This window comes from Paenibacillus pedocola, assembly GCF_031599675.1.
Taxonomy (GTDB): domain Bacteria; phylum Bacillota; class Bacilli; order Paenibacillales; family Paenibacillaceae; genus Paenibacillus_AQ; species Paenibacillus_AQ pedocola.
In genome coordinates this window covers 3366493-3386811 of record NZ_CP134223.1, presented here as the reverse complement: position 1 = coordinate 3386811, position 20319 = coordinate 3366493, and the positions used below count along the sequence as shown (strand labels likewise).

General features: G+C 47.2%; 14 protein-coding genes. 4 read left to right on the top strand and 10 right to left on the bottom strand.

The window, feature by feature from the left end:
* Window positions 1-61: 61 nt before the first annotated feature.
* From QU597_RS14680 to bcbE, 3 genes are all read right to left on the bottom strand, one after another.
* Window positions 62-1051: an NAD(P)-dependent alcohol dehydrogenase gene (locus QU597_RS14680; RefSeq protein ID WP_310828703.1), complete on the bottom strand. Its 990-nt coding sequence runs from the start codon at window positions 1049-1051 to the stop codon at window positions 62-64.
* Window positions 1052-1285: 234 nt separating this feature from the next.
* Window positions 1286-7681 (bottom strand): rhamnogalacturonan lyase family protein, encoded by a 6396-nt coding sequence (locus tag QU597_RS14675; RefSeq protein ID WP_310828702.1) that lies wholly within the window; start codon window positions 7679-7681, stop codon window positions 1286-1288.
* Window positions 7682-8228: 547 nt separating this feature from the next.
* A complete protein-coding gene (bcbE, locus tag QU597_RS14670; RefSeq protein ID WP_310828701.1) occupies window positions 8229-9509 on the bottom strand; it encodes a bacillibactin exporter BcbE in 1281 nt (426 codons plus the stop codon).
* Between the two features lie 169 nt (window positions 9510-9678).
* Here bcbE and QU597_RS14665 point away from each other — a divergent pair, with 169 nt between their 5' ends.
* Window positions 9679-10533, top strand: a complete 855-nt coding sequence (locus QU597_RS14665; protein ID WP_310828699.1) for a manganese catalase family protein — start codon at window positions 9679-9681, stop codon at window positions 10531-10533.
* An 88-nt stretch (window positions 10534-10621) separates the two neighbouring features.
* Here the strand turns inward: QU597_RS14665 and ku are convergent, their stop codons facing one another.
* Window positions 10622-11464: a non-homologous end joining protein Ku gene (gene ku, locus QU597_RS14660; protein ID WP_310828698.1), complete on the bottom strand. Its 843-nt coding sequence runs from the start codon at window positions 11462-11464 to the stop codon at window positions 10622-10624.
* A 186-nt stretch (window positions 11465-11650) separates the two neighbouring features.
* Here ku and QU597_RS14655 point away from each other — a divergent pair, with 186 nt between their 5' ends.
* Both QU597_RS14655 and QU597_RS14650 read left to right on the top strand, forming a co-directional pair.
* Entirely contained in the window at window positions 11651-13111 is a 1461-nt protein-coding gene (locus tag QU597_RS14655; protein WP_310828697.1) for a glycoside hydrolase family 13 protein, read from the top strand.
* Complete coding sequence (locus QU597_RS14650) at window positions 13108-13437, top strand: alpha-glucosidase C-terminal domain-containing protein (protein WP_310828696.1); 330 nt, start codon at window positions 13108-13110, stop codon at window positions 13435-13437. The genes QU597_RS14655 and QU597_RS14650 overlap by 4 nt, the downstream gene beginning before the upstream one ends.
* Window positions 13438-13534: 97 nt before the next feature.
* On the opposite strand, the gene QU597_RS14645 is transcribed toward QU597_RS14650, so the two are convergent.
* From QU597_RS14645 to QU597_RS14635, 3 genes are all read right to left on the bottom strand, one after another.
* Window positions 13535-14806: a BNR-4 repeat-containing protein gene (locus QU597_RS14645; RefSeq protein ID WP_310828695.1), complete on the bottom strand. Its 1272-nt coding sequence runs from the start codon at window positions 14804-14806 to the stop codon at window positions 13535-13537.
* A 276-nt stretch (window positions 14807-15082) separates the two neighbouring features.
* Window positions 15083-15547 carry a DUF8821 family protein gene (locus tag QU597_RS14640; RefSeq protein ID WP_310828693.1) on the bottom strand — a complete coding sequence of 155 codons (465 nt, stop codon included), beginning with the start codon at window positions 15545-15547 and terminating at the stop codon, window positions 15083-15085.
* Window positions 15548-15569: 22 nt separating this feature from the next.
* On the bottom strand, window positions 15570-16049 hold the full coding sequence (locus QU597_RS14635; RefSeq protein WP_310828691.1) for a GyrI-like domain-containing protein: 480 nt from the start codon (window positions 16047-16049) through the stop codon (window positions 15570-15572).
* 99 nt (window positions 16050-16148) lie between these two features.
* Here QU597_RS14635 and QU597_RS14630 point away from each other — a divergent pair, with 99 nt between their 5' ends.
* The gene (locus tag QU597_RS14630; RefSeq protein WP_310828690.1) at window positions 16149-17102 is read left to right on the top strand and encodes a helix-turn-helix transcriptional regulator; all 954 of its coding nucleotides are present in this window, start codon (window positions 16149-16151) and stop codon (window positions 17100-17102) included.
* On the opposite strand, the gene gshAB is transcribed toward QU597_RS14630, so the two are convergent.
* The 3 genes from gshAB to QU597_RS14615 all read right to left on the bottom strand — a co-directional run bounded on the left by gshAB (window position 17079) and on the right by QU597_RS14615 (window position 20300).
* Window positions 17079-19388 carry a bifunctional glutamate--cysteine ligase GshA/glutathione synthetase GshB gene (gene gshAB, locus QU597_RS14625; RefSeq protein WP_310828689.1) on the bottom strand — a complete coding sequence of 770 codons (2310 nt, stop codon included), beginning with the start codon at window positions 19386-19388 and terminating at the stop codon, window positions 17079-17081. The two genes, QU597_RS14630 and gshAB, sit on opposite strands and share 24 nt — an antisense overlap.
* Window positions 19389-19733: 345 nt before the next feature.
* Window positions 19734-20042, bottom strand: a complete 309-nt coding sequence (locus QU597_RS14620) for an ArsR/SmtB family transcription factor (RefSeq protein ID WP_310828688.1) — start codon at window positions 20040-20042, stop codon at window positions 19734-19736.
* Between the two features lie 126 nt (window positions 20043-20168).
* Window positions 20169-20300, bottom strand: coding sequence for a DUF6254 family protein (locus QU597_RS14615; protein ID WP_236329984.1), 132 nt, complete (start codon window positions 20298-20300; stop codon window positions 20169-20171).
* Between the last annotated feature and the right edge of the window lie 19 nt (window positions 20301-20319).

Sequence of the window (20319 nt, the reverse complement as noted above, 5' to 3'; positions counted from 1 at the left end):
ACATCTCTCCTAACGATTAGGTTGCGAGTAAACGTTTGACAAGAGTTTACCGTCATATTGTCTAAAGCTTCAGGCAGACGACAGCTTTTCCTTTTACAGAACCATTTCCAAGATCCTGAAGCGCCTGGGCTGCCTGATGTAACGGGTACTGCCGATCAATGACGGGTGTGACTTGGCCTGATTCGACAAGCTCTTTCCAAACCAGCTGATCTCCGTGATTGGGTTTATGGACGAGCACTTTTATCTTCTTCTTTTCAAGCAGAGAAACAAACGGAGCCCACAACAGATTTAGGATAATCCGCGACATGGGTCCTCCAATCATGACATAGGCACCACCATTCCTTAGTGCACGCTTCAATCTGAAAATGGATTTGTTTCCGACAACATCAAGTATCAAATCATATTGTATCCCATTCACCGTGAAGTCTTCTTTCGTATAATCGAGCACATGATCCGCACCTATAGCACGTAGTATCTCTAGCTTTCCGGTGCTATCAACTCCGGTCACTTCAGCCCCGTGCAATTTGGCGTACTGGATTGCGAACGACCCGACTCCGCCGGCGGCTCCATTAATAAGAACATGCTGCCCACTTTGCAAATTCCCTGCATCACGCAGGCCTTGCAAGGCAAGTACGGCTGCTTGAGGAATGGCTGCCGCCTCTATAAAGCTTATTCCAGCAGGCTTTGGTGTTAATGCTCCCTCTGCAGCGCATACATACTCGGCAAATCCGCCCCAGCCGCAACCGGAAAGATCACCAAAAACCTCATCCCCTGGTTTAAATCGTGCAGCAGCCGCTCCAACCGCAATGACCTTCCCTGCAATATCTGCCCCGAGAATCCGGTAACGTGGTTTGCGAAACGCTCCAACCCGGTTTATGAACGGTTTCCCGCGCAGGAGGTCCCAGTCCCAGGAGTTAACCGAAGCCGCTTGGACTTCGATTAACACTTCATGATCCTTGGGATCAGGGATATCTACCGATTCTATCCGGAGGACTTCTGGTGTTCCATAGGAATCATAGACCATTGCTTTCATTGAGCCATGTTCTCTCATGTTCATTCTCCATTCGATCGGATTTAGGGAATTATTCTATAGTTTCATATTAAATTAATTTCGTTAATATTCATAATTAAGTTAATCTTTCTAGGGATTCATACGAACCATCCAGGAAAATGTTCCCACCCCATAACAACTTAAAAAGCCCAAGTACCGGCTGCGCCGTTCCATTGGGCTTTTTTGCTGCGTTAGGTCCTTCCGTTCATTTCTGGATAGGCTGTACTGCTGTGGTTACTTTCGTACTGTTATGACCATCTTAGCCGTTCTGGTTTCACCCGCCGAATTGCTTAATACAGCTTCGTATTCATAGGTTCCGGGAGCTTTGCCGGATATGGCCGTTACTGCCGATTGGGCACCAGGAGTATGAGCCTGCAGTGTTTGTGAATCTACCAGAATTCCATTCTCGTACAGCTTGTATTCGGTAGCGTTCGTTCCCCACCACAGATTCATGCTGACATTAAAGCTTCCGTCACGATCCCAGTTGTCATTCGACAACACCGCTTTCCCCGGAGCGGCATCTGTAACAGTCACAGTGAGCGGAGCGCTCTTGGTCGTACCCAGTGAATTGATTAATTCGCCGGTATACACATAGGTGCCGTTCTTCTTGCCGACAACGTCGATTTGAACAGATTGGGCGGACGGAGACTGGTCAACTAGGGTTACTTCTTTGATCAGTTCACCGTTCTCATACAGCTTGAACCGGTTTCCGTTATTGCCCCACCACAGATTCATGGTAATGGTATAGTCTCCGTCTTTCAGGCCCGTGTCGTAGCCGTTATTATCAGACAAGACCGGAGTGCCGGGAGCGCTGCTTGCCAGCGGCGTCGCCTGGCTGAGCCATGCAGCCCACTTAAGCAGTGCATCAGCCTGTTCAGCTGTAAAGACCGTACTTCTGCCGGCAGCAACCTCATTGCTGTAGGTAGTGAGCAGCTGGCGGGCCTTAGCTCCTTCATGTGCATTCGCCGCTTGTTCAGCCTGCTGCAGAATACCGGCAAGCTTCTCGGCGGCCGTGCCTGCGTTCGGGTCTTGCGAGCCGCCTGCAAAGGTGCGCGTAAGTTCGGACAGGCTTGCGAAGGTAGCGCTGACCCCGAAGCTAAAGTCTACCGTCTGTTCCCGGCCAGCAAGGTCATAGACAGCAGCGGTTACTACATTCAAGCCGGGATCCAGCGTGTAGGCTGATGTATTCACCAGTACGCCGCTAGGTTCAGCGACACCGGAGACCGTATCGGATGCAGAGTAAGTGATGTTTATATGCTGGTCAATCGTGTATTCCGTCTGTCCTTGAATGTCGATCGCCGGAGGCGCAAGATCAATCGGCACCGAAAGCGTCTGTGTTGCCTCTTTGTTGCCATCCACATCAACACTCCAATAGGTCACGTTGTGCTTTCCCTCGTCGCTCAGGGTCAGATGCGTACCGCTCACGACCTCACCGCCGTCGACTTGGAAGGAAGTTGACTCGATTCCGGAGTCTTCATCGGTCGCGGTGAACGTCACTTCTGCTGCTGAAGTATACCAGCCATTCTGCAATGTTCCTTTTACTGTAGCGGTCGTATGCGGTGCTTTCTGATCGGATGGTTCCTCTTCCAGGGTGACCAGGTCAGAGAGCGGTATATCCAGCTCCTGCACAAGCCGTGCCACCAACTCGGATACCTTGATCGCACCGTTCATCTGTAGATGGGTATTGTCTTCTGTTGTACCTACCCACATGAAAATGGATTTAGTGCCTTCAGGACCGAGCTCCTGGAAAACTTCCCAGCTGGCCTGATTCAGATCAATGAGCAGGGTTCCGGTTTCTTGCGCCGTTTCCTTCATCGCCTGCACGTATTCCGGGAAGCTCTTATTGAGCACTTCTCCGGTAAAATCGCGTCTGTTCACCGGCGTAACCAGTACTGGAGTTGCCCCTCTTTGTACAGTCCCGTTAATGTAATCTTTCAGATAGACCTTAAATTGCTCCGGTGTAAGGTACCGCTCCGGACGGGAAGGTGTGGAATCATTGTGCGACCACTGCATGAAGAGATAATCCCCTTCGTGTATGCCTAGCAGAATGTCGTTGAGATATCCGCCTACAAGGAAGGTTTTGCTGCTTAATCCACTGACTGCCCTGTTATCGATGCTGATCTTATCCAGATCGAAATAACCGCCCAGTGTTTCACCCCATCCAGTCTGCGGACGATAGCTCTCGGCATAATTGGCCACCGTAGAATCGCTCGCCAGATAAAGGACTGGTTTATCGCCAGCACCGCTACCCGGAAGACGTTCGATTTTCATCGCGTTAATCTTCGGTGTGCTGCCCGGGAACGTAAAGTCAAACACGCCGTCAATCAGGGCAATGTCGTACGTTACTTCGGTAAACTGGCCTGCCGGTACGGTTGCAACCGGCAATTTAGGCATTTGTTCTACAACAACGCCTGTGTTGGTCGATTCTTGCGAATCTCCGATGGTTAACGTTACGCGGTAATTGGCTGGCTCCATTTCCACCCGGAAGGAGGTGCCGTACACGCGGGTGAAATCCTCCTTAAGTTTATCCCCGGTTTCCCGGTTCTCATCCTCGAGCAGCGCGGTATCGGCAAAGCCATACCCGTTACCTTCGACGTATGCCCGCTTGGCATCTACTTTCAAGTATCCTTCGGCAGCGTTACCGGAGCCAAAATCAAACTTGTACTCACTGATTTCGCCAACAGGTTCACTCGTCAGCGAATCCCTTGCGACCGTCAGCATGTTCAAAGCATGGTCGACCTGGGCCTGTGTCGCTTCCGTACCGATGACCGCCTCGGCAGCGGCCAAAGCTCTGTTAAGCACGGTTTTGGATGCCTCAGAATAAGCCGACAGATCCAAGGCTTTCACCTCGTCGCGAAGCGCAATCAAGGCCGTCTGATCGCCTGCTACCGGCGGCAGCTTCGTACCTTCAATCTTCACGTTGTCGATCTGGGTGGTCCAGCTCAATGTGCCGCCGCCGCCCTTTCTGGTCCCCAGGAACCGGATTCCCCTTACGTTATTGGCGTAGACGCCGGGACTCATCGGGATATCCTGAATCGTCTGTTTGATACTGGAATCCGCAAGACTCGTCAATGTCAAATCGATTGTTTTCTTGGCAAAGTTAAGATTTGCATCTACATTCACCCACTGATTTTTGAGGATGTTCGTGGCGATTCCACCATTCGGAACAGCTGTAGTACCGGTTCCATAGTCTGGAGTATAAGGACCTACAAAATAATGGATTTTCGTATACGGATCTGTAGTGCCGGTCTTCGTTAACAGAGTGAGAATAATATTCTCGTTCGCATCCTGCAGCGTCAGATGTCCTTCCGATGGGGATGCGCTTACATTTCCGGAATGCCAGTCAAAATTGACATTAACAATATCGCCGTTGACCGCATCAAACAACCGGAATACCTTCGCACGATTACCGGAACCGGATCCGGCAACGGACAATACCTTGTTTCCGCTCTGATCTACGACCGTACCCGTCATCTGACCGGCGATACCTGTGGCATTCACCATTGAGTATTGAGCAGCAGCAGGATCTCCCTCAAAGTTTTCCTCATAAATCTGGATCTCCGGCTCTGGTTCCGGTTCCGAGATGTCCGGATCGATGACAGACGGAGAAATGCTTAAATTCATGTCTTTTACTGCTCCGGCAACCAAAGCTGCAATGACCTGCGCACCGTAACTGCTGAAATGCGTATTGTCACTAATGCCGTTCGGGTACTTCGGATACTCACCGGGATTAGCGTACAGGAAAATTTTCTCCGTAGCACTTAGTCCGATTTTATCGTAATACGCGATGCTTAACTGGCTCAAATCAACCAGTGCCACACCCTGTTCTTCCGCCACCTCTTTGGCGGCCTTCACGTATTCCGGGAAGCTAACGTTAAACTCCTGGGTAATCGTATTGAAATCTCTGCGTCCTACCGGAGTGAGCAGCACCGGTGTAGCGCCGCGCTGTTTGGCTCCGTTCACATAACGGGTCAAGTATAATTTGTAATCTGCCGGAGACGCGTAGCGGTCAGGAATGCCGGCGCTGGCATCATTATGACCGAAGGATATAAAGAAGAAGTCGCCCGGCTTAATCTGCTGCAGGATCGTGTCCAGACGGCCGTCAACCATGAACGATTTGCTGCTTCTGCCGCCGATTGCATCATTCTGGATCACTACGCCACTGTCAAAATACCGGCCGAATTGCTGACCCCAGCCTTCCTGCGGAGCCTGCATACTGCTGTAAGACTGCATCGTCGAATCGCCGGCCATATAAATCGTAGTTCCTGCTCCCTGCGTTTTCTCCGGGTACTTCGAGATGATAAGTTCCTGAACGTTAATGGCCGAGCCGGAGAAGATAAATTCCAGCTGGCCGTCTACCAGCGCAACGTCATAGGAATATTCCCGGGATTCTCCAGTGTTCAAGCTGGTCATAGCCAGTTTCTGAACATACTCGGATTTGACACCTGCATTCGTGCTCCGGGAATCATCGCCCAGTTTGAGCGTTACCTTGTAATTGGCATTGGGCAGGTTAACAGTGAATTTGGCGTTTTCCGGCAGGGTAACATTATTGGTGCCCACCGTAATGCCGCTTATATTCTCGAAGCCGTAACCCGTCTCTTGTGTATAGACGTTATCCTGCACAGCGGTTGTACCTGCGGCCGTGTCAGTACCGAAGTCAAAGTGATACACCTGCTCCTGTACTTCCGGTCCGCCGGTAAGAGCCAAGTTCGCTTTAGGGAATGCTGTTGCTTCCGTCCCGAGATAAAAACCGGTGTGCGGCGGCTGGTTGTAACCGACATTTTGCCAGGCTATGCCCAGACGGTATACCGGATCCTGCATCAGCGCAGGAATACGGTAGCTTGTCGGTATTGTTGTCGTATAGAGTCTGTATTCGGTGCTGTCTTCGCTGCGGAGCAGAAGCTCTTCGCGCCAATCGCCCAATATATCGGCCTGAAGAGCCGGATTACCTTTGGTGTGGTTATTGGTCAAGGCTCCCGTTGCCCGGAAGATTTCCTTCAACTGCTTATTCTCGTAATCCCACTTGTAGATGAGCGGAATGCCTTTTGCCGTGGTGCTGTTCCATTCATGGTCGAATAGCTCCCGCTGGAGATCCCCATCCCACCAGATCGCAAAGTTGGCAGTCTTCGGAACTTGGTTCTGTTCATAAATGACCTCACCATTAGCTGCATATCCTTTGGTTAAGGGATCCATCTGTCCATCCACAATTGTAGACGCCCAGGATTCATATCCGGGATAATTCGGATCGATATCCGCGGACATCCCCCGTCCGGTATCTTTGCCCGTATACTGTCCCCAGATAATTTCACCAGTAGCGGCATCGCGCATTTCCAGCCCGTATTCGGCATTCGTATGCTCATGCACGCTGACGATCTGGTAGCCCTCCCGGTTCGGGTCGAGCTTACCCGCATGCATCGCGTCGCCGTGGCCGAGTCCGGTGCTGTACATCAGGCTTCCGTCGTCGTCAATTGCCAGTGCGCCGTACATGATTTCATCTTTGCCGTCGGAGTCGACATCGAGCACACTTAAATTATGATTACCTTGTGCCTGATACTGAGCTCCGGCTTCGTTAGTGTCGAAGGTCCAACGCTGTACAAGTTTGCCGCCAATATAATCGAAAGCCGCCAGCACGGTGCGCGTATAGTATCCGCGGGCCATGACTACGCTTGGCTTCACGCCGTCCAAGTAGGCAATGCCGCCCAGGAACCGGTCTACGCGGTTGCCGTATCCGTCACCCCATGCGCTTACGTCTCCTCTTGGCGGTACATATTCAACAGAGGAAACCGCCGCTCCCGTTTGTCCGTCAAACAGTGTTAGATATTCCGGACCCGTCAGGATATACCCGCCTTCGTTGCGGTAATCCTTAGTGCCGTCACCGATGACAGTGCCTTGGCCGTCCTTCGTGCCGTCTGCTGTTTTGACGACGATTTCGGCTTTGCCGTTTCCGTCCAGATCATACACCATCAGCTGGGTATAATGTGCTCCGGCACGGATGTTGATACCCAGATCGATTCTCCATAGTCTCGTGCCGTCAAGCTCAACGGCGTCGATATAGACATTTCCGGTATAACCGGCCTGAGAATTGTCTTTCGAGTTGCTCGGGCTCCACAAGAAAACGATTTCATAATCGCCGTCGCCATCCAAATCTCCGACAGAGGCATCGCCGGCATAATAGGAATACGTGCCGCCGTCCTTCGTGCGGCCATCGGCCGGTTTATCCAGCGGAATAGGTAAATAATTGTTATGCAGTACCGATACGATCTCCGGCTGCATTTCTTCCTTACCGGCAACAACGGTGGAAATCTGGTATTGCGAGCTGTCTGCGCCTGTCGTATCTACATAATTCGTAGCTTCGCTGATAGGTGCCGCATTGACTTTATTTCCGTTTTTATATACATTGAAAGCGATTTCATCCGAATCCGTATTCAAGTACCGCCAGCTGAGGAATACGCCATTGCCTTGCAGGACTGCAACCAATCCGCGGTTAAGATATTCTGCCTGACGGCCGGGCTGACTGTCCGCTGTCTCTGCATATCCCGGAGTTTGGGGAACCACAAGCGAAATTACCATTAGAAATGACATCATGAATGCAAGAACCGGTTTCTTGATGGAATTAGCTTTTTTACCCATGTACTTAACTCCTCCTACGTATCTAAAATTCAATTTAGAAATCAGGGGAAAATCTGATCACGAAACCAGCAGAACAACGCAACTTCGAATCCTTATGTTATTTATAAAGTTCTCAGCTTTCTCTGGAGATGTTCACCCCTTTCATAGAATCCTTCATATTGTGCAGGCTTCTCCTATACGAATCTTACAGAATCGTTCGGTTATGTCCCGGCACCAAATATGCACAAGTGTATCAAATAATGGTAGTCAATTCTTCGCAAAAAAACGCATTTTAGACCTAGAATCGACTTTTTTGCTTCTTTGCTGTTTAGGCTAATCTTTTAATATCACTGGTGCCTCAGTCTCCTTCGCCACCAAAATTGGCCTGTACCCGTCTTATGATCTTCCAAAGCTGCTCAGCAATGACGTTACAACGGCGAATAAGGCTTTATCGCTGTAACTGGACAGCACATCTTAAAAAGGGAATGTCCAACCGGCCTTTTTAAGGCCAATTAGACATCCCCTGTTTTTTTGTTCAAGATATGCAGTTGTTGCAAAATAGTACAGTCTACCGCGCCCGCTGACGGAACAGAGTGCCTTTCTTTTGCCCAAAACTGCTTTCGCTTGAATGTTCTCCTCCTTCATTCTCCTCCTTGCTTGGCGTTACAGCGAATAAGGACAGCAGTCCGCCAACCGCCCCTACGGCTGCCATAGTGCCGAATAAGACCCAATGCCCCCGGATCATCAGGAGTGACACAACCGGAGGTCCCAGCGCAACCCCGATAAACCTCATGCTGCTGTATAATGAGGTGATCGTACCCCGGTTATCTTTCTCAATACCTTCTGTAATTAGCGCATCCATGCAAGGCAGTACCACACCAATCCCAATACCGCTTACACTTAAGAATCCTACCATAAAAAATATATTCTGACTAAAGATTGTAATGAGCATTGCCGCCGTTAGCAGAACCATTCCTCCGAAGCCAAGCCATTTCATTAACAGCTTATTTTTCCCGATAATCTTCCCGCTTCCGTATGAAGCCAGACACAACAGTGCAAGGGGAATTGCCAGCACATATCCTTTAGAAGCTCCATGCAGGTTATACTCCGATTCCAAGGTCTCGGATAAATAGAACAACACTCCGAAGGTTGCAAACATACATATTCCGCCAATCGCAAAAATCGCATACAGCCACCGGCCCTTTTCATGCAGAATTTCTTTAATGCCAGTTAAAAATTGCCCGATGCTTTTGACTTCAGTCTTCTCCTCTGACTTTGGTTTCTTTACCAGAAACACAACCAGCGTAAACGAAATCAGACACAAGACAGGAATGGCAATAAACGGTGCATACCACAGCACGATACCCAAATAAGCGCCAAGAATCGGACTTAGTACTTTACCGAAGGTATTGGAGGTCTCAATGACTCCCAATCCTTTACTGACCTCCTTTTCATCCTTGAACAGATCCCCTACGAAAGGTAGGACGATCGGAAATGCGCCTGCTGCTCCAATCCCCTGAAGAAAACGCCCCCCAAGGATTACCCAATAAGCTGTTACCCCCGTGAAAAACCAAGCAGCCGCAACACAGACTGCGCCCCCTAAGGCCGCCAAGATAAGACTGGGTAATATGACGATTTTACGTCCAAAGCGGTCCGATAAATATCCGGCAATAGGAATCATCAGGATGGCGATAAGGCCATATACCGTGATGATCATACTTACTTGAAAAGCATTAATCCCCAGCTCTTTTGATATTTGAGGCAGTATAGGTAATAACATGGAATTGCCAAGTGTCATAATTAATGGAATCGAAGCAAGTGCGATTAAGGCCCCTTTATTACCTTTCATTGAAGAACCACCTTCTTATTTATTGCTAACATGCTTATTGTGGTTCTTGCGGCTGTATTTATTCAGTCAGTTAAAATGACGATGTACTACAGGATGTGCATAAACATTCTTGCTGCAAGGGAAACTACAGTGAAATAGCTCACACCAGATGTACAAGGAGGATGTACTTTTGTATTTTTATAAAGAGGGTTTGATTAACGATATTGTAGTCGATAAGCCAGATCCGGCAGCAGCAAAAGTACTGCAGGAGATTCTGGGCGGTCATTATGGGGAAATGCGGACGATGATGCAGTATTTTTTCCAAAGCAGTAATTTCCGGGGGAAAGAAACGCAGTTTCGCGATTTGCTTCGCGGCATATTCTTAGAGGAGATTGCCCATGTAGATCTGGTACAGCATACAATCAACCAGCTTCTGAACGGATCCGGTGAAGCGCAGGCCGGAAATGCAGGCACTGATGGCGCACCTCTGGATGAAGCAGTGAGGCATGCTAATCCGCATCATTTCATTGTGGGTGCACAAAGCTCACTGCCTGTAGATGCGGCGGGTAATCCGTGGATGGGGAATTATGTATATAGCCATGGCAATCTGATCAGTGACCTCTTGAACAATGTTGTCCTTGAATCTACAGGGGTACTCCAGAAAACGCGGATTTATGAAATGAGCTCCAATAAAACATTCCGTGAAACTCTGGCTTTCCTTATTGTACGAGATAATGCGCACCAGAACGCATTTGCAAAGGCACTTGAGACCCTTGGCGTGAATTGGGGCAATATATTCCCAATACCAAACTATGACATCAATAAATATCCGGAATGCCGCAAATTTGTTGATATGGGCTACCATAATGCTCAGTTCAACTTTAGTCTGGATCCAACCAGGATGGCCGAAATCTTCCAGGGGACTTCTCCTAGCCGGAATAAAGGCACTTTGGAGGTCGTTCCTCCTCCGCCTGGTTTCCCGGTTCCAGTTATGCCAGAGATGCCGAATGAGCACAGTCCGGGTCTGAGTGATATGAATTTCTGAGCAAATAATTAAATGAACCCGAAATCTCTTCTACCCTAACAAGCAGGAGAAATTTCGGGTTCACAATTTTCTATGAGAACTTCTTCATTTAAGCCCCTGTGCGTTTTGTGCGGCTTGCTGCGCGTCTATTGGAGGGTTTGCTATCCTTATCAGTCTCATCAAACGGCTTCAGCTGCTTCAAGCTGGCCTGCAAAGCGTCCATAAGATCGAGCACATTGGCTGTCTTCTCATCGTTAGCCGGTTTTACTTCCTTTCCTTCCATCTTATCCTCAATGGCCCTCCGCAAGCGCGCTTTATATTCATCTCTATATTTCTCGGGTTCAAAATTGGCAGTTAATTGTTCTATAAGCATTTTTGCCATATCCAGTTCCCTGCGGTCTACCTTCTCCTTATCCGGCAAGTTAGGAATTTGAGATCTGTCGCGAAACTCCTCAGCATAGAACATCGTCACCAGAGAGAGTACTCCGTCTATAACTCTTACCGCAGCCAAGCTGCTTTTCTGGCGTATCGTTACATGGGCAACTCCGATTTTTTGCGTAGATTCCAGTGCATTCACGAGCAGCATATATGCATGCTGGCCGGTCTCCTCTGGTGAAAGGTAGTAGGTTTTTTGAAAATAGATCGGATCAATCTCGGACAAATCAACAAAATCGATAATACGTATTTCCCGTGAGGTTTCAGAAACAAGATCTTCTAATTCCTGTTGCTCAAAGGTAACATAATGTCCTTCTTTATATTCATAGCCTTTGACAATGTCGCTCCAGGGAACCTCTTGTTCGCATTTAGGACAGGTACGTCTATATTGAATCGGTTCTTTATACTCCCTGTGGAGCATCCGGAGCGTGATATCTTTATCCTCGGTAGAGGCATACATTTTCACGGGAACATGCACCAGCCCGAAGCTGACAGCCCCTTTCCATATGGCCTGCATATTGACATCCACCTTCTTCGTTTATGGATGTCAATTATTAACCTTATACCGTAATGTGCAATCAATTGGTTTCCTGAATGTTTATTTTTTCAAAAGCTGGTGTACAAGTAATTGTTAATATTTTAATAAATTGGAGTAGCTATAAAAGTAATTCAACCAATACTAGCCGCTTTGGAGGGACACCACATGATCTCAAACGAACAAGCCATCAACTCTGCAAGACTTCAAACAAACATTAAGCTGGATTGCCTGCACCATGTACCACACAGCAACTGGGCGTACCTGTATGATAAGGATACCTTCCATCTTCGTGTCCGGACCAAGAAGCTGAATGTAGACCGGGTTTTTGCACTTATAGGGGATAAGTATGACTGGGAAACCTATCACCATGAGTACGAAATGCGAAAGGTGTCATCCGACCGGTTCTTTGATTACTGGCAGACAGCCATACGGCCGGAGCATCGGCGCTTCTCCTACGGATTCCGTTTTCACAGCGGGGAAGAAACTGTTTGGATGACCGAAAATGACATTTTAACCAAAGAGCCGGAGGCTCCTGCTGGATTTTATGACCGGCCGTACATCCATGAGATTGATTTGTTCCAGGCGCCTGAATGGGCGAAGTCCGCTGTGTTCTATCAGATCATGCCGGACCGTTTCGCAAACGGTGATCCCGGCAATGACCCGGAGAATACCTCACCATGGGGAGATACACCCACAGAAGAGAGCTTTTTTGGCGGTGATCTGCAAGGAATTATCGATCATCTGGATTATTTGGAGGACTTGGGGATTACGGCCATATATCTTACTCCTATCTTTGAAGCCCCCACCAATCATAAATACGATACGATGGACTATAAACAGGTCGATCCGCACTTCGGGGATTTGGAATTGTTGAAAAAATTGGTGGAGAAATCTCATTCTAAAGGGATCCGAATTGTTTTTGATGCCGTATTCAACCATATGAGCGCTAATTCTCCACAATTCAGGCATGTGATTGAGCATGGAGAGCAATCGGAATATGTGAACTGGTTCCATATTAACGAGTTTCCGGTGAAAGTACGGGAAGGAAATCCGAACTATGATACTTTCGGATTCTTTGAACAAATGCCGAAGCTGAATACCGCCAATCCGGATACCCGTGAATATTTACTTGATATTGCAGAATACTGGCTGAAGGAGGTCGGTATAGACGGATGGCGTCTGGATGTGGCCAGTGAGATTGATCATGTCTTCTGGAGGGAATTCCGCGGGCGGGTCAAAGCGATAAATCCGGATGCCTTTATTATTGGAGAAGTATGGAACGATTCCCTGCGCTGGCTGCAAGGAGACCAGTTTGATTCCGTGATGAACTATCCGCTGTCCGACCGCTTGCTCGAATATCTGAAATCAGATGACATGGATGCTGAAACCTTCGCTTCCCACATTAGCAGCCTGCTGATGCGTTATCCGCAACAGGCTAATGAAGTACTCTTCAACCTGATGGCCAGTCACGACACTCCGCGTGTCCTTACCCAGCTTAAAGGCGACAAAAGAAAGCTTAAGCTGGCCATCGCTTATCTCCTCACCTTTACCGGAACACCTTGCATTTATTATGGAGACGAGATTGGCCTTGAGGGCGATGGCGATCCGGATTGCCGAAATGTATGATCTGGGAAGAAGAGCGGCAGGATCGGGACTTGTTCAGCTGCTACAAGGCACTGATCCGGCTTCGTAAGCAATATCCGGCTCTGCGCACCGGTGATTTCAGATTTCTGCAAGCTGAAGCCCAGGAACGCTCCTTTGTCTATGAACGGAAGGATAACAATACCCATTTGACCATCTGGATGAATGCTTCCGAACAGCCTGTTACCCTTTCTCTTCCACTAGAGGGCAGCTGGCAGGATACGCTGGACAACAAACCTGTTAGTTCGGCGGAGGGCAACATTATGGTAGAGCTGGAGCCATACAGCTATAAAATAGTTGTCAAAGTTTAAATACTAACAAACACGTCAGAACACACAGTCAAGTCCTATAAATCCTATAAGGCTGTGTGTTCTGACATCCCTTCTTTCTCTTCTTCCCAATCTAAGCTTATTCGTTTCGACCGTAATAGAGCTTCAGATTCGTTATATCCACCAGATACAAAATATCAACACCCTTGGGACTTCGGTCCACTGCCAGCCGTTCCACCGGGATACCCGGCGCAAGAGAGGTTTCAGTGAAGGCTCCGCCTGTATTTACTGCCATGAACGCCCGGTCACTGCCGCTGCTTTTTACGTAGTAGATTCTTGCCGCATTTCCTGTCCAGGTCACATCAATAGCTGCGTTCGTCGGAGCAGCATTATAGACCGTTTGCAGTGTCCACCCCCCTGTACCATAAGTGGCCTGCTTCACCGAAAAGCTTGTACTTCCTTCTTCCCGATAGCGGTATGCGATATAGGGATGGCCATCCGAATCTACGGTCATTTTTGCACTCTGAACACCCGGTCCGCCGGGATCACTGCCACTCTGTACATAGATTTCGCCAGGAGCCAAGGGCTGTACAATATCCGCTGTAGTCAGTGAGACTGGCGGCACTACAGATGTTCCATCCGCCTTAGTAAAGATGTTCGTAGATGGGCTGTATTTCAGATACGATAATTGATGGCGCAGAGGACTTGCGGCAAAATACGCCCACTCGAACAAGATATGAAGATCTCCGTTAGAATCGAAGACCAGATCATCAGGGTAGACAGACCGGTTAAGGTGAGACGCAATCACCTTGATCTGGCTCCACACCGATTCCGCGTTATTCCAGCGGAACAGGACGGCCTCCCTCTTGCCTGCAGTATCTTTGTCGACACGGACCAGTAAGTACAAATCTCCGTTAGGGGCGGTTGTAACTATCGGATAAGTTACATTCATGCCTTGGGGAAGCTCATCCGAATGATTCTGTGGGATGCCGCCTACCGTATCCGAGCGGTAGTAATTCCATGGATTGCTGTGCATGGAGGCGAAGACGTGAAACCGTCCGCTTCCGTCTCTGGCTATGGAAGGCTGATTATGGCCAAGATCATCATTAAACTCCGCAGGGGTGGTGCCGTTCATTAGAGGGAGCTTGCTCCAGATGCCGTCGTTGTCCCGTCTTGCAATGGCTACCGTATGCTTGCTTGCGGTTGACCCTGGCGCATTATATGCCATGTATGCATATTCAAAACCTAGTCCATACGTATCAATAGGAGACCACCAACCGGCCTGATTGCTGGAATCCATCGGGAAAGGAACCTCTTCAAGCACAGCAGACGCATTTCCCGTAGCCGCCGGCAGCAGAGTCAACAGTGCCATTATGACGAGACTGAGCTTCCATGTTCTTATTTTGTTCATTGTTTCGCCTCCCTCATATATTTGCCTCTAGTAAGCACACCTTACTGATACAGAATAAAATCACGCCAATGTAAACGCATTCAAAAATGCTCTTTAAAAATGCTCGGCACCACTTCCTTTTCTGTAGGCTCTTCCGGTATCGCAGGTCTAAGAATAGCATCCGGCCGGCGGAAATGTTACTGTACTTTTGCAAGAATGCTGTACAAGCACCGACTATTGTATATAAACAAAGAAAAGCCCGGAATCCGGACTTTTCGAAATGCGTATATGCTTAGATTAATACTCTCCTTTTATTACAAAAAACGAGCCCCGGATCGTTCCAGCCAGTTTAGACTTCTGCCGGGCAAACTTAAACTTTGTTTCTAACTCCTTTGGAACCTCCATCCCCTCGGAAAGCTTAAAACCAACCGCCCGCTTCTTGGGGTCATCAACTGTATACATAACATTCAGCGCAAGACCATCCTCGTAAAAAACGTAGGCAAACCGGATATTCTCCACTTGAAAGCGCGACGTTTCTAAAGGCTTGGCCGCAAACTCAAGATCACGTTCTATTTTCAAAATCCGGTTCACATACTCAAGGGTTTCCTGGCTTTCGCTGGCGGGTACAACCGTAAATTCATGCTTGTATTTGTTCATAAAGTACCGGGCTTCATTCGCACGTAAACCCGCAAGCGCTTCAGCTACTGGTGAAGACTCTAACCCGGTCACAGACACATTTTTGAAATCAACGATATAGGACATACCTCTGCCTCCTTTCAGCTCCTTATTTCTTTACAACAGGAATCCACATTTCACCGTAAACGAAGCCGTCCCGCTCCCCCATCAGGGCAGTGGTGTTTGGCCCCCCTACATAGGCGAAATCCTTAGCTTCAGGCAAGGCTTGACCAAAGGCAACCCCGGCCAGCTTATTATTTAATTCATCTGCCGTCTTCGCTTCCCCTTTAACCACGAGATATGGCCCCTTGGGAAATTGGATCACTCTGGCTTCTTCGGGTGCTGCTGCCTCCGTCATGACGCCTGCATAATGCATCATCTTGCTGTTCACTGCCTCATTCACGGCAAAAATATAGTCATTCAGGGCAATGCCTTTTAAATAATCAAGCCTTCCATCTTGGCTGACGGCCTCCCAAAACTCGGTCTTTTCCTTGTTAATACCCGCATAATCTGTGTAATCACTCTTAAGCTCAGTTCCTAATCCTACAACAGTGAAGCCTTCTTTTTCTTCCAGGGTATATGGAGTCATGTACTATCCCTTCCTTTTCTTTTGGATTTGTCTTTATCACTTGATAGTTATATGATAGCCTTGAATCATGTCAAATAATGATACTGTTTAGGAGCTCCCATGAAAAAAGTTGAGCGGATTAATATCATCATGCGGTATATCAACAACCGTGCCCACTTTACTATTTCTGAAATCATGCGTGAATTTAACATTTCCCGTTCGACCGCTATTAGGGATATTAGAGAAATAGAGGCCTTGGGCATGCCGCTTGTCGCAGAAGTTGGAAGAGATGGAGGATACTCGGTTTTGCGCAACTCTGTCCTCCCCGTTGTCCGCTTTACCGGCAATGAGGTCAAAGCTCTATTCATTGCCTTTATGGCCACAAGAAATCTGCAACTCCCCTATCTTCAGAGCCGCCAGTCTTTAACTGAAAAATTACTGGGCCTCATATCCGAAAATCAGCAGGAGGACCTGTTTCTTTTAAATCAGATCCTGCTGTTTGAAGGGACCAATCCGAGTAATCCTGACCTGCTGGATCTTTCGGATCTGCCACATCCCATGCTGGAAAAGCTGATCCAGATCCTTTTATTGGACAGCTATTTATTGATTAGCCTTAAGGAAGAAACCTATCCTATTTATCTCCTGCACCTTTACCGTGAAAAAAGCCTCTGGATGATTGAAGCCTTTAACCTGAAGGATGAAAAGAAAGAGATCTATCCTGTTGATCATCTTACTAATGTCATTCCCTACCCGGAGAAAAAAAGAGTAAGCAAAAAAAAGATTTTAGAGAAACTAAGTAAGCAGGAAGAAGCAATTAATCTTGTTCTGGAGCTCGGTCCAAAAGCAATTGCCCAGTTTAAGAAATACCATCCTTTAAAAGTGTCACTATCCTATACGAATCCGTACCAAACAACAGCGATTATAAAGACTTTTATCCATATAGAAAAGCCGGAAGAATTGACTGAGATAACCAGCTGGCTGCTTTTCCTGGGCGAGGATATTAAGGTTAGAGAAATGCCGGAAGAAATCTTAGCCGGTTTACAACAGAGATTACACTTGTACCGGTCCGAATAATAAATCGAGTATTTTATCGTCTGCTCTGCGATTCATTCCCTGATAAGGATAACAATGAATATGAATAGCAGGATTAAAATTGATTTCGATAATACTATAATTATCATTACTTGCTTCTTCATTAATATCCCCGATCATCATATCCACTCCGCAAAAGGTAGCTCCTGCCGCTTTGGCTGCACGGATCGCCATTTGTTTATAGCTTTCCGGAATATCGTCTGTATAATCGATACTGTCCCCGCCCGTGCTGATATTTGAGTTCTCTCTTAAATAAATCACCTCACCTGATCCTGGGATATCGGAGGGGTTCAGGAACTGATTTTTCAAAAACAGCTTTTCGGCTTCGCCTAATTGAATCCGTTCAAGCGGGGTTCTGTATCCTATGCCTCTGAGCGGATCTTTGTTTTTCAGGGCGATCAATTGTTCAATTGTATGAATGCCATCCCCGGTAATATTGGCGGGTACCCGATGCAGGATTCCGGCAACCTCATCCCCCATCACCAGAAACCGGTATTCCTTTCCGGCTATAAACTCCTCAAGTAAGATCGTCTGGTCATGAGCAAAGGCCATTTCAATCGCTTGCCGATAATCTTCTTCTGTAAAGCTATGGGTGAATATGGTGATACCCAGTCCAAAATTGGTTGATTTCGGTTTAACCACAATCTTTCTTTCCCGATGAAGTTCATAATCCAGTATAGCCTCCTGCGGGCTTCGATAAGCTTTTCCGGCCGGAACCCTAATTCCGTGTTGCTTCAGAACTTCCTTCGTCACAATCTTATTTTCCATGATCAGAACCGTGCTATAGGAATCGAGGGACGTTTTTGTTGCCTGCTTAACATATTCCTGATGGTCTCCTTTTGTAAGGATAACAAAGTTATCATCACGATCGATGAGCTCAAAACGGATTCCGCGCTTAACAGCAGCTTTTAATAAAAGCTGAGTCGATAATTCTAAATCTTCGTAGCCTGCGAACTTGTAACCGGCTTCAGAGCTTTCATGTGCATATTGCTTCGCCCTGTCCAGGTGATAATCCAAATAGGATGAAGACTGAATTTCTGCTTTAATGACAGAGGCGTAACTAAGCTCCGGATTCATTAATATGTTTTTTTGCTCTTCCAGAGACTGGACCATTGCCTGATCGTCAGGCTGCAGTGCTTTTATCATTTTTTGCATTTCATCAATGATGGATAAGCCCTCGTCCCGCAGTTCCTCTTGGAGCCCTGTCATCAGAAGAAGGTCCACATTTAAATCCGCATGCTTCTGTTCCTGTTGGTTAAAGGGTTCATCTTGTACCATCAGCAGATAGACAAGAAATAAATGCACAAACTGCAAGGTCTGCAGGCCGATTCCGTTCTTATAAAGCGGGTTTAAATCAAACATCCGTAATTCTATGTAAGCTACCCCGTGATCCTGAAGCTCCTGAAGCGGCTGGTCTCCTTTCGCCGGCTTTAACCGGATGGGGCTATAAAACTCTTTTGCACTCAGCAACTCCTTAGAAAGAACCAAGTCCCTCAAATCGCGCACATATTCCTCTATAGAGTGAAAAGAAACATACAAAGGTTTTTCATTCCGATAACCGCACACACTATTGCGAAGTGAACTCATATTGGGGAAGAAGTGACTTTCGTCATCCAACCGATCACTTAAGGAAACACATTGTTCTACATAGGATTTATTGAATACAGGACTGGCGCCTGTCAAATAAATCAGTAACCAGCGGTATTTCAGAATATTCCGTGCGACCTTTAGATAAACTCCGTCTTTGAATTGCTTAAAGCCACCTTGATTTTGTGAAGCATGATATAGCCTTTGCAGAAAACCCTCATCGAACGAAAAATTATAGTGGATTCCGCTGAGCAGCTGCTTCTTTTTTCCATACTTTCTGGCCAGCTTATCCCTATAAGAGTCTTCTATGGGGTCATTCATCCGGGCAACGGGAATATCCTCTTCACGCGGCAGCGCTGGAGGATTGCTGCTGGTCCACAAATACTCGTCAGTCAATTCCAGCGTCACGATATCCTGCAGTGCATCCAGGAAATGATAGGTCTCCTCAATGGTATGGAAGACAGGGGTTATCATCTCCACTTGGCTTTCCGAAAAATCTGTTTTGATATAAGGATTATCCATTTTTGAGCCAAAGGCTTTCGGGTGAGGCGTTAAGGCAAGATTCCCCCGCTTATCGACCCTGGTGTTCTCTTTTTCAAGGCCAAACTGTCCCTTTAGAATGTCTTGATTTAATTTGTTGCCGATTATGTAATTTACAAAATCCGGGTTTAGCTTCACCATCGTATATACCTTCTTTCATTTAATCATCTATATAGATTGAACTTGTGATTTTTCTATTTGGGATGGGCCGTGACTACAGAGAATATTTGGACTTCCGGCCGCTGTTGTCTGCAGATTTCTTGATTAATACCGCTACTATCGGTAGAAATCCGCAGCCTGCTTATGCTTTCGAAGCGAGCTTTCCTATGGAAAGCTTTTAGGCGGACGCATTCGCTCCTCCAGTTCCCAAATTCCCCTCCGCCACTTTTCCCTAATTGTATTTTTTAAGTTCAATATATAGGGTGTTAATATCCTTCCCTATCCATCAAATTATTTTGATGTATGGAATAAATTTTTACCCGCGATTTATGTAGTCGGCGGGTAAAAAACACAACATACGTCGTCCGGCAAAAGATACTTCATAACCTTCTCATTAATACTGTAGTAATTCCAGCGGCCTTCTCTGCGGCATTTAATTAAATCTGCATCAAACAACAGCTTAAGGTGATAAGACAGCTTAGATTGCGGAAGATCTACAATTCCCTCCAGATCACACACACAGACTTCAGAATGTTTATTAATTTCGAGTAAAATCGCTAAACGCTTCTGATCGGCCAGTGCCTTGAACTTTTGTTCGTAATTCGTAAAAATCCGTGATTGTTGTTCTGTATCCATAGATTAACCTCAACAAATCAAATTTATTTGATGGGTTTATCGTACGCCAAAAAATAGAATTCGTCAAAGTGTTTTTATGCAGGAAAAGAAGGACTGCCGGCAATACTCAGGCAGCCCTTCTCTTCCTTACAAAGTAGTAGTATGCTTCTCGTCATATTCGCTGGACAAGGTCTTAAGCGATTTGATTTTACCATGGGGATGCTGTTCTTGCTTTCGTGACTTCCAGGCAGCTTCTCTTCTTTTTAACTGGTGAGTCATACAAGAATCCTCCTCGGGA

Coding starts and splice junctions, on each gene's coding strand:
- QU597_RS14680 (WP_310828703.1), bottom strand. CDS start 1,051: ATGAGAGAACATGGCTCAATGAAAGCAATGGTCTATGATTCCTATGGA.
- QU597_RS14675 (WP_310828702.1), bottom strand. CDS start 7,681: ATGGGTAAAAAAGCTAATTCCATCAAGAAACCGGTTCTTGCATTCATG.
- bcbE (WP_310828701.1), bottom strand. CDS start 9,509: ATGAAAGGTAATAAAGGGGCCTTAATCGCACTTGCTTCGATTCCATTA.
- ku (WP_310828698.1), bottom strand. CDS start 11,464: ATGCAGGCCATATGGAAAGGGGCTGTCAGCTTCGGGCTGGTGCATGTT.
- QU597_RS14655 (WP_310828697.1), top strand. CDS start 11,651: ATGATCTCAAACGAACAAGCCATCAACTCTGCAAGACTTCAAACAAAC.
- QU597_RS14650 (WP_310828696.1), top strand. CDS start 13,108: ATGATCTGGGAAGAAGAGCGGCAGGATCGGGACTTGTTCAGCTGCTAC.
- QU597_RS14645 (WP_310828695.1), bottom strand. CDS start 14,806: ATGAACAAAATAAGAACATGGAAGCTCAGTCTCGTCATAATGGCACTG.
- QU597_RS14640 (WP_310828693.1), bottom strand. CDS start 15,547: ATGTCCTATATCGTTGATTTCAAAAATGTGTCTGTGACCGGGTTAGAG.
- QU597_RS14635 (WP_310828691.1), bottom strand. CDS start 16,049: ATGACTCCATATACCCTGGAAGAAAAAGAAGGCTTCACTGTTGTAGGA.
- QU597_RS14630 (WP_310828690.1), top strand. CDS start 16,149: ATGAAAAAAGTTGAGCGGATTAATATCATCATGCGGTATATCAACAAC.
- gshAB (WP_310828689.1), bottom strand. CDS start 19,388: ATGGTGAAGCTAAACCCGGATTTTGTAAATTACATAATCGGCAACAAA.
- QU597_RS14620 (WP_310828688.1), bottom strand. CDS start 20,042: ATGGATACAGAACAACAATCACGGATTTTTACGAATTACGAACAAAAG.
- QU597_RS14615 (WP_236329984.1), bottom strand. CDS start 20,300: ATGACTCACCAGTTAAAAAGAAGAGAAGCTGCCTGGAAGTCACGAAAG.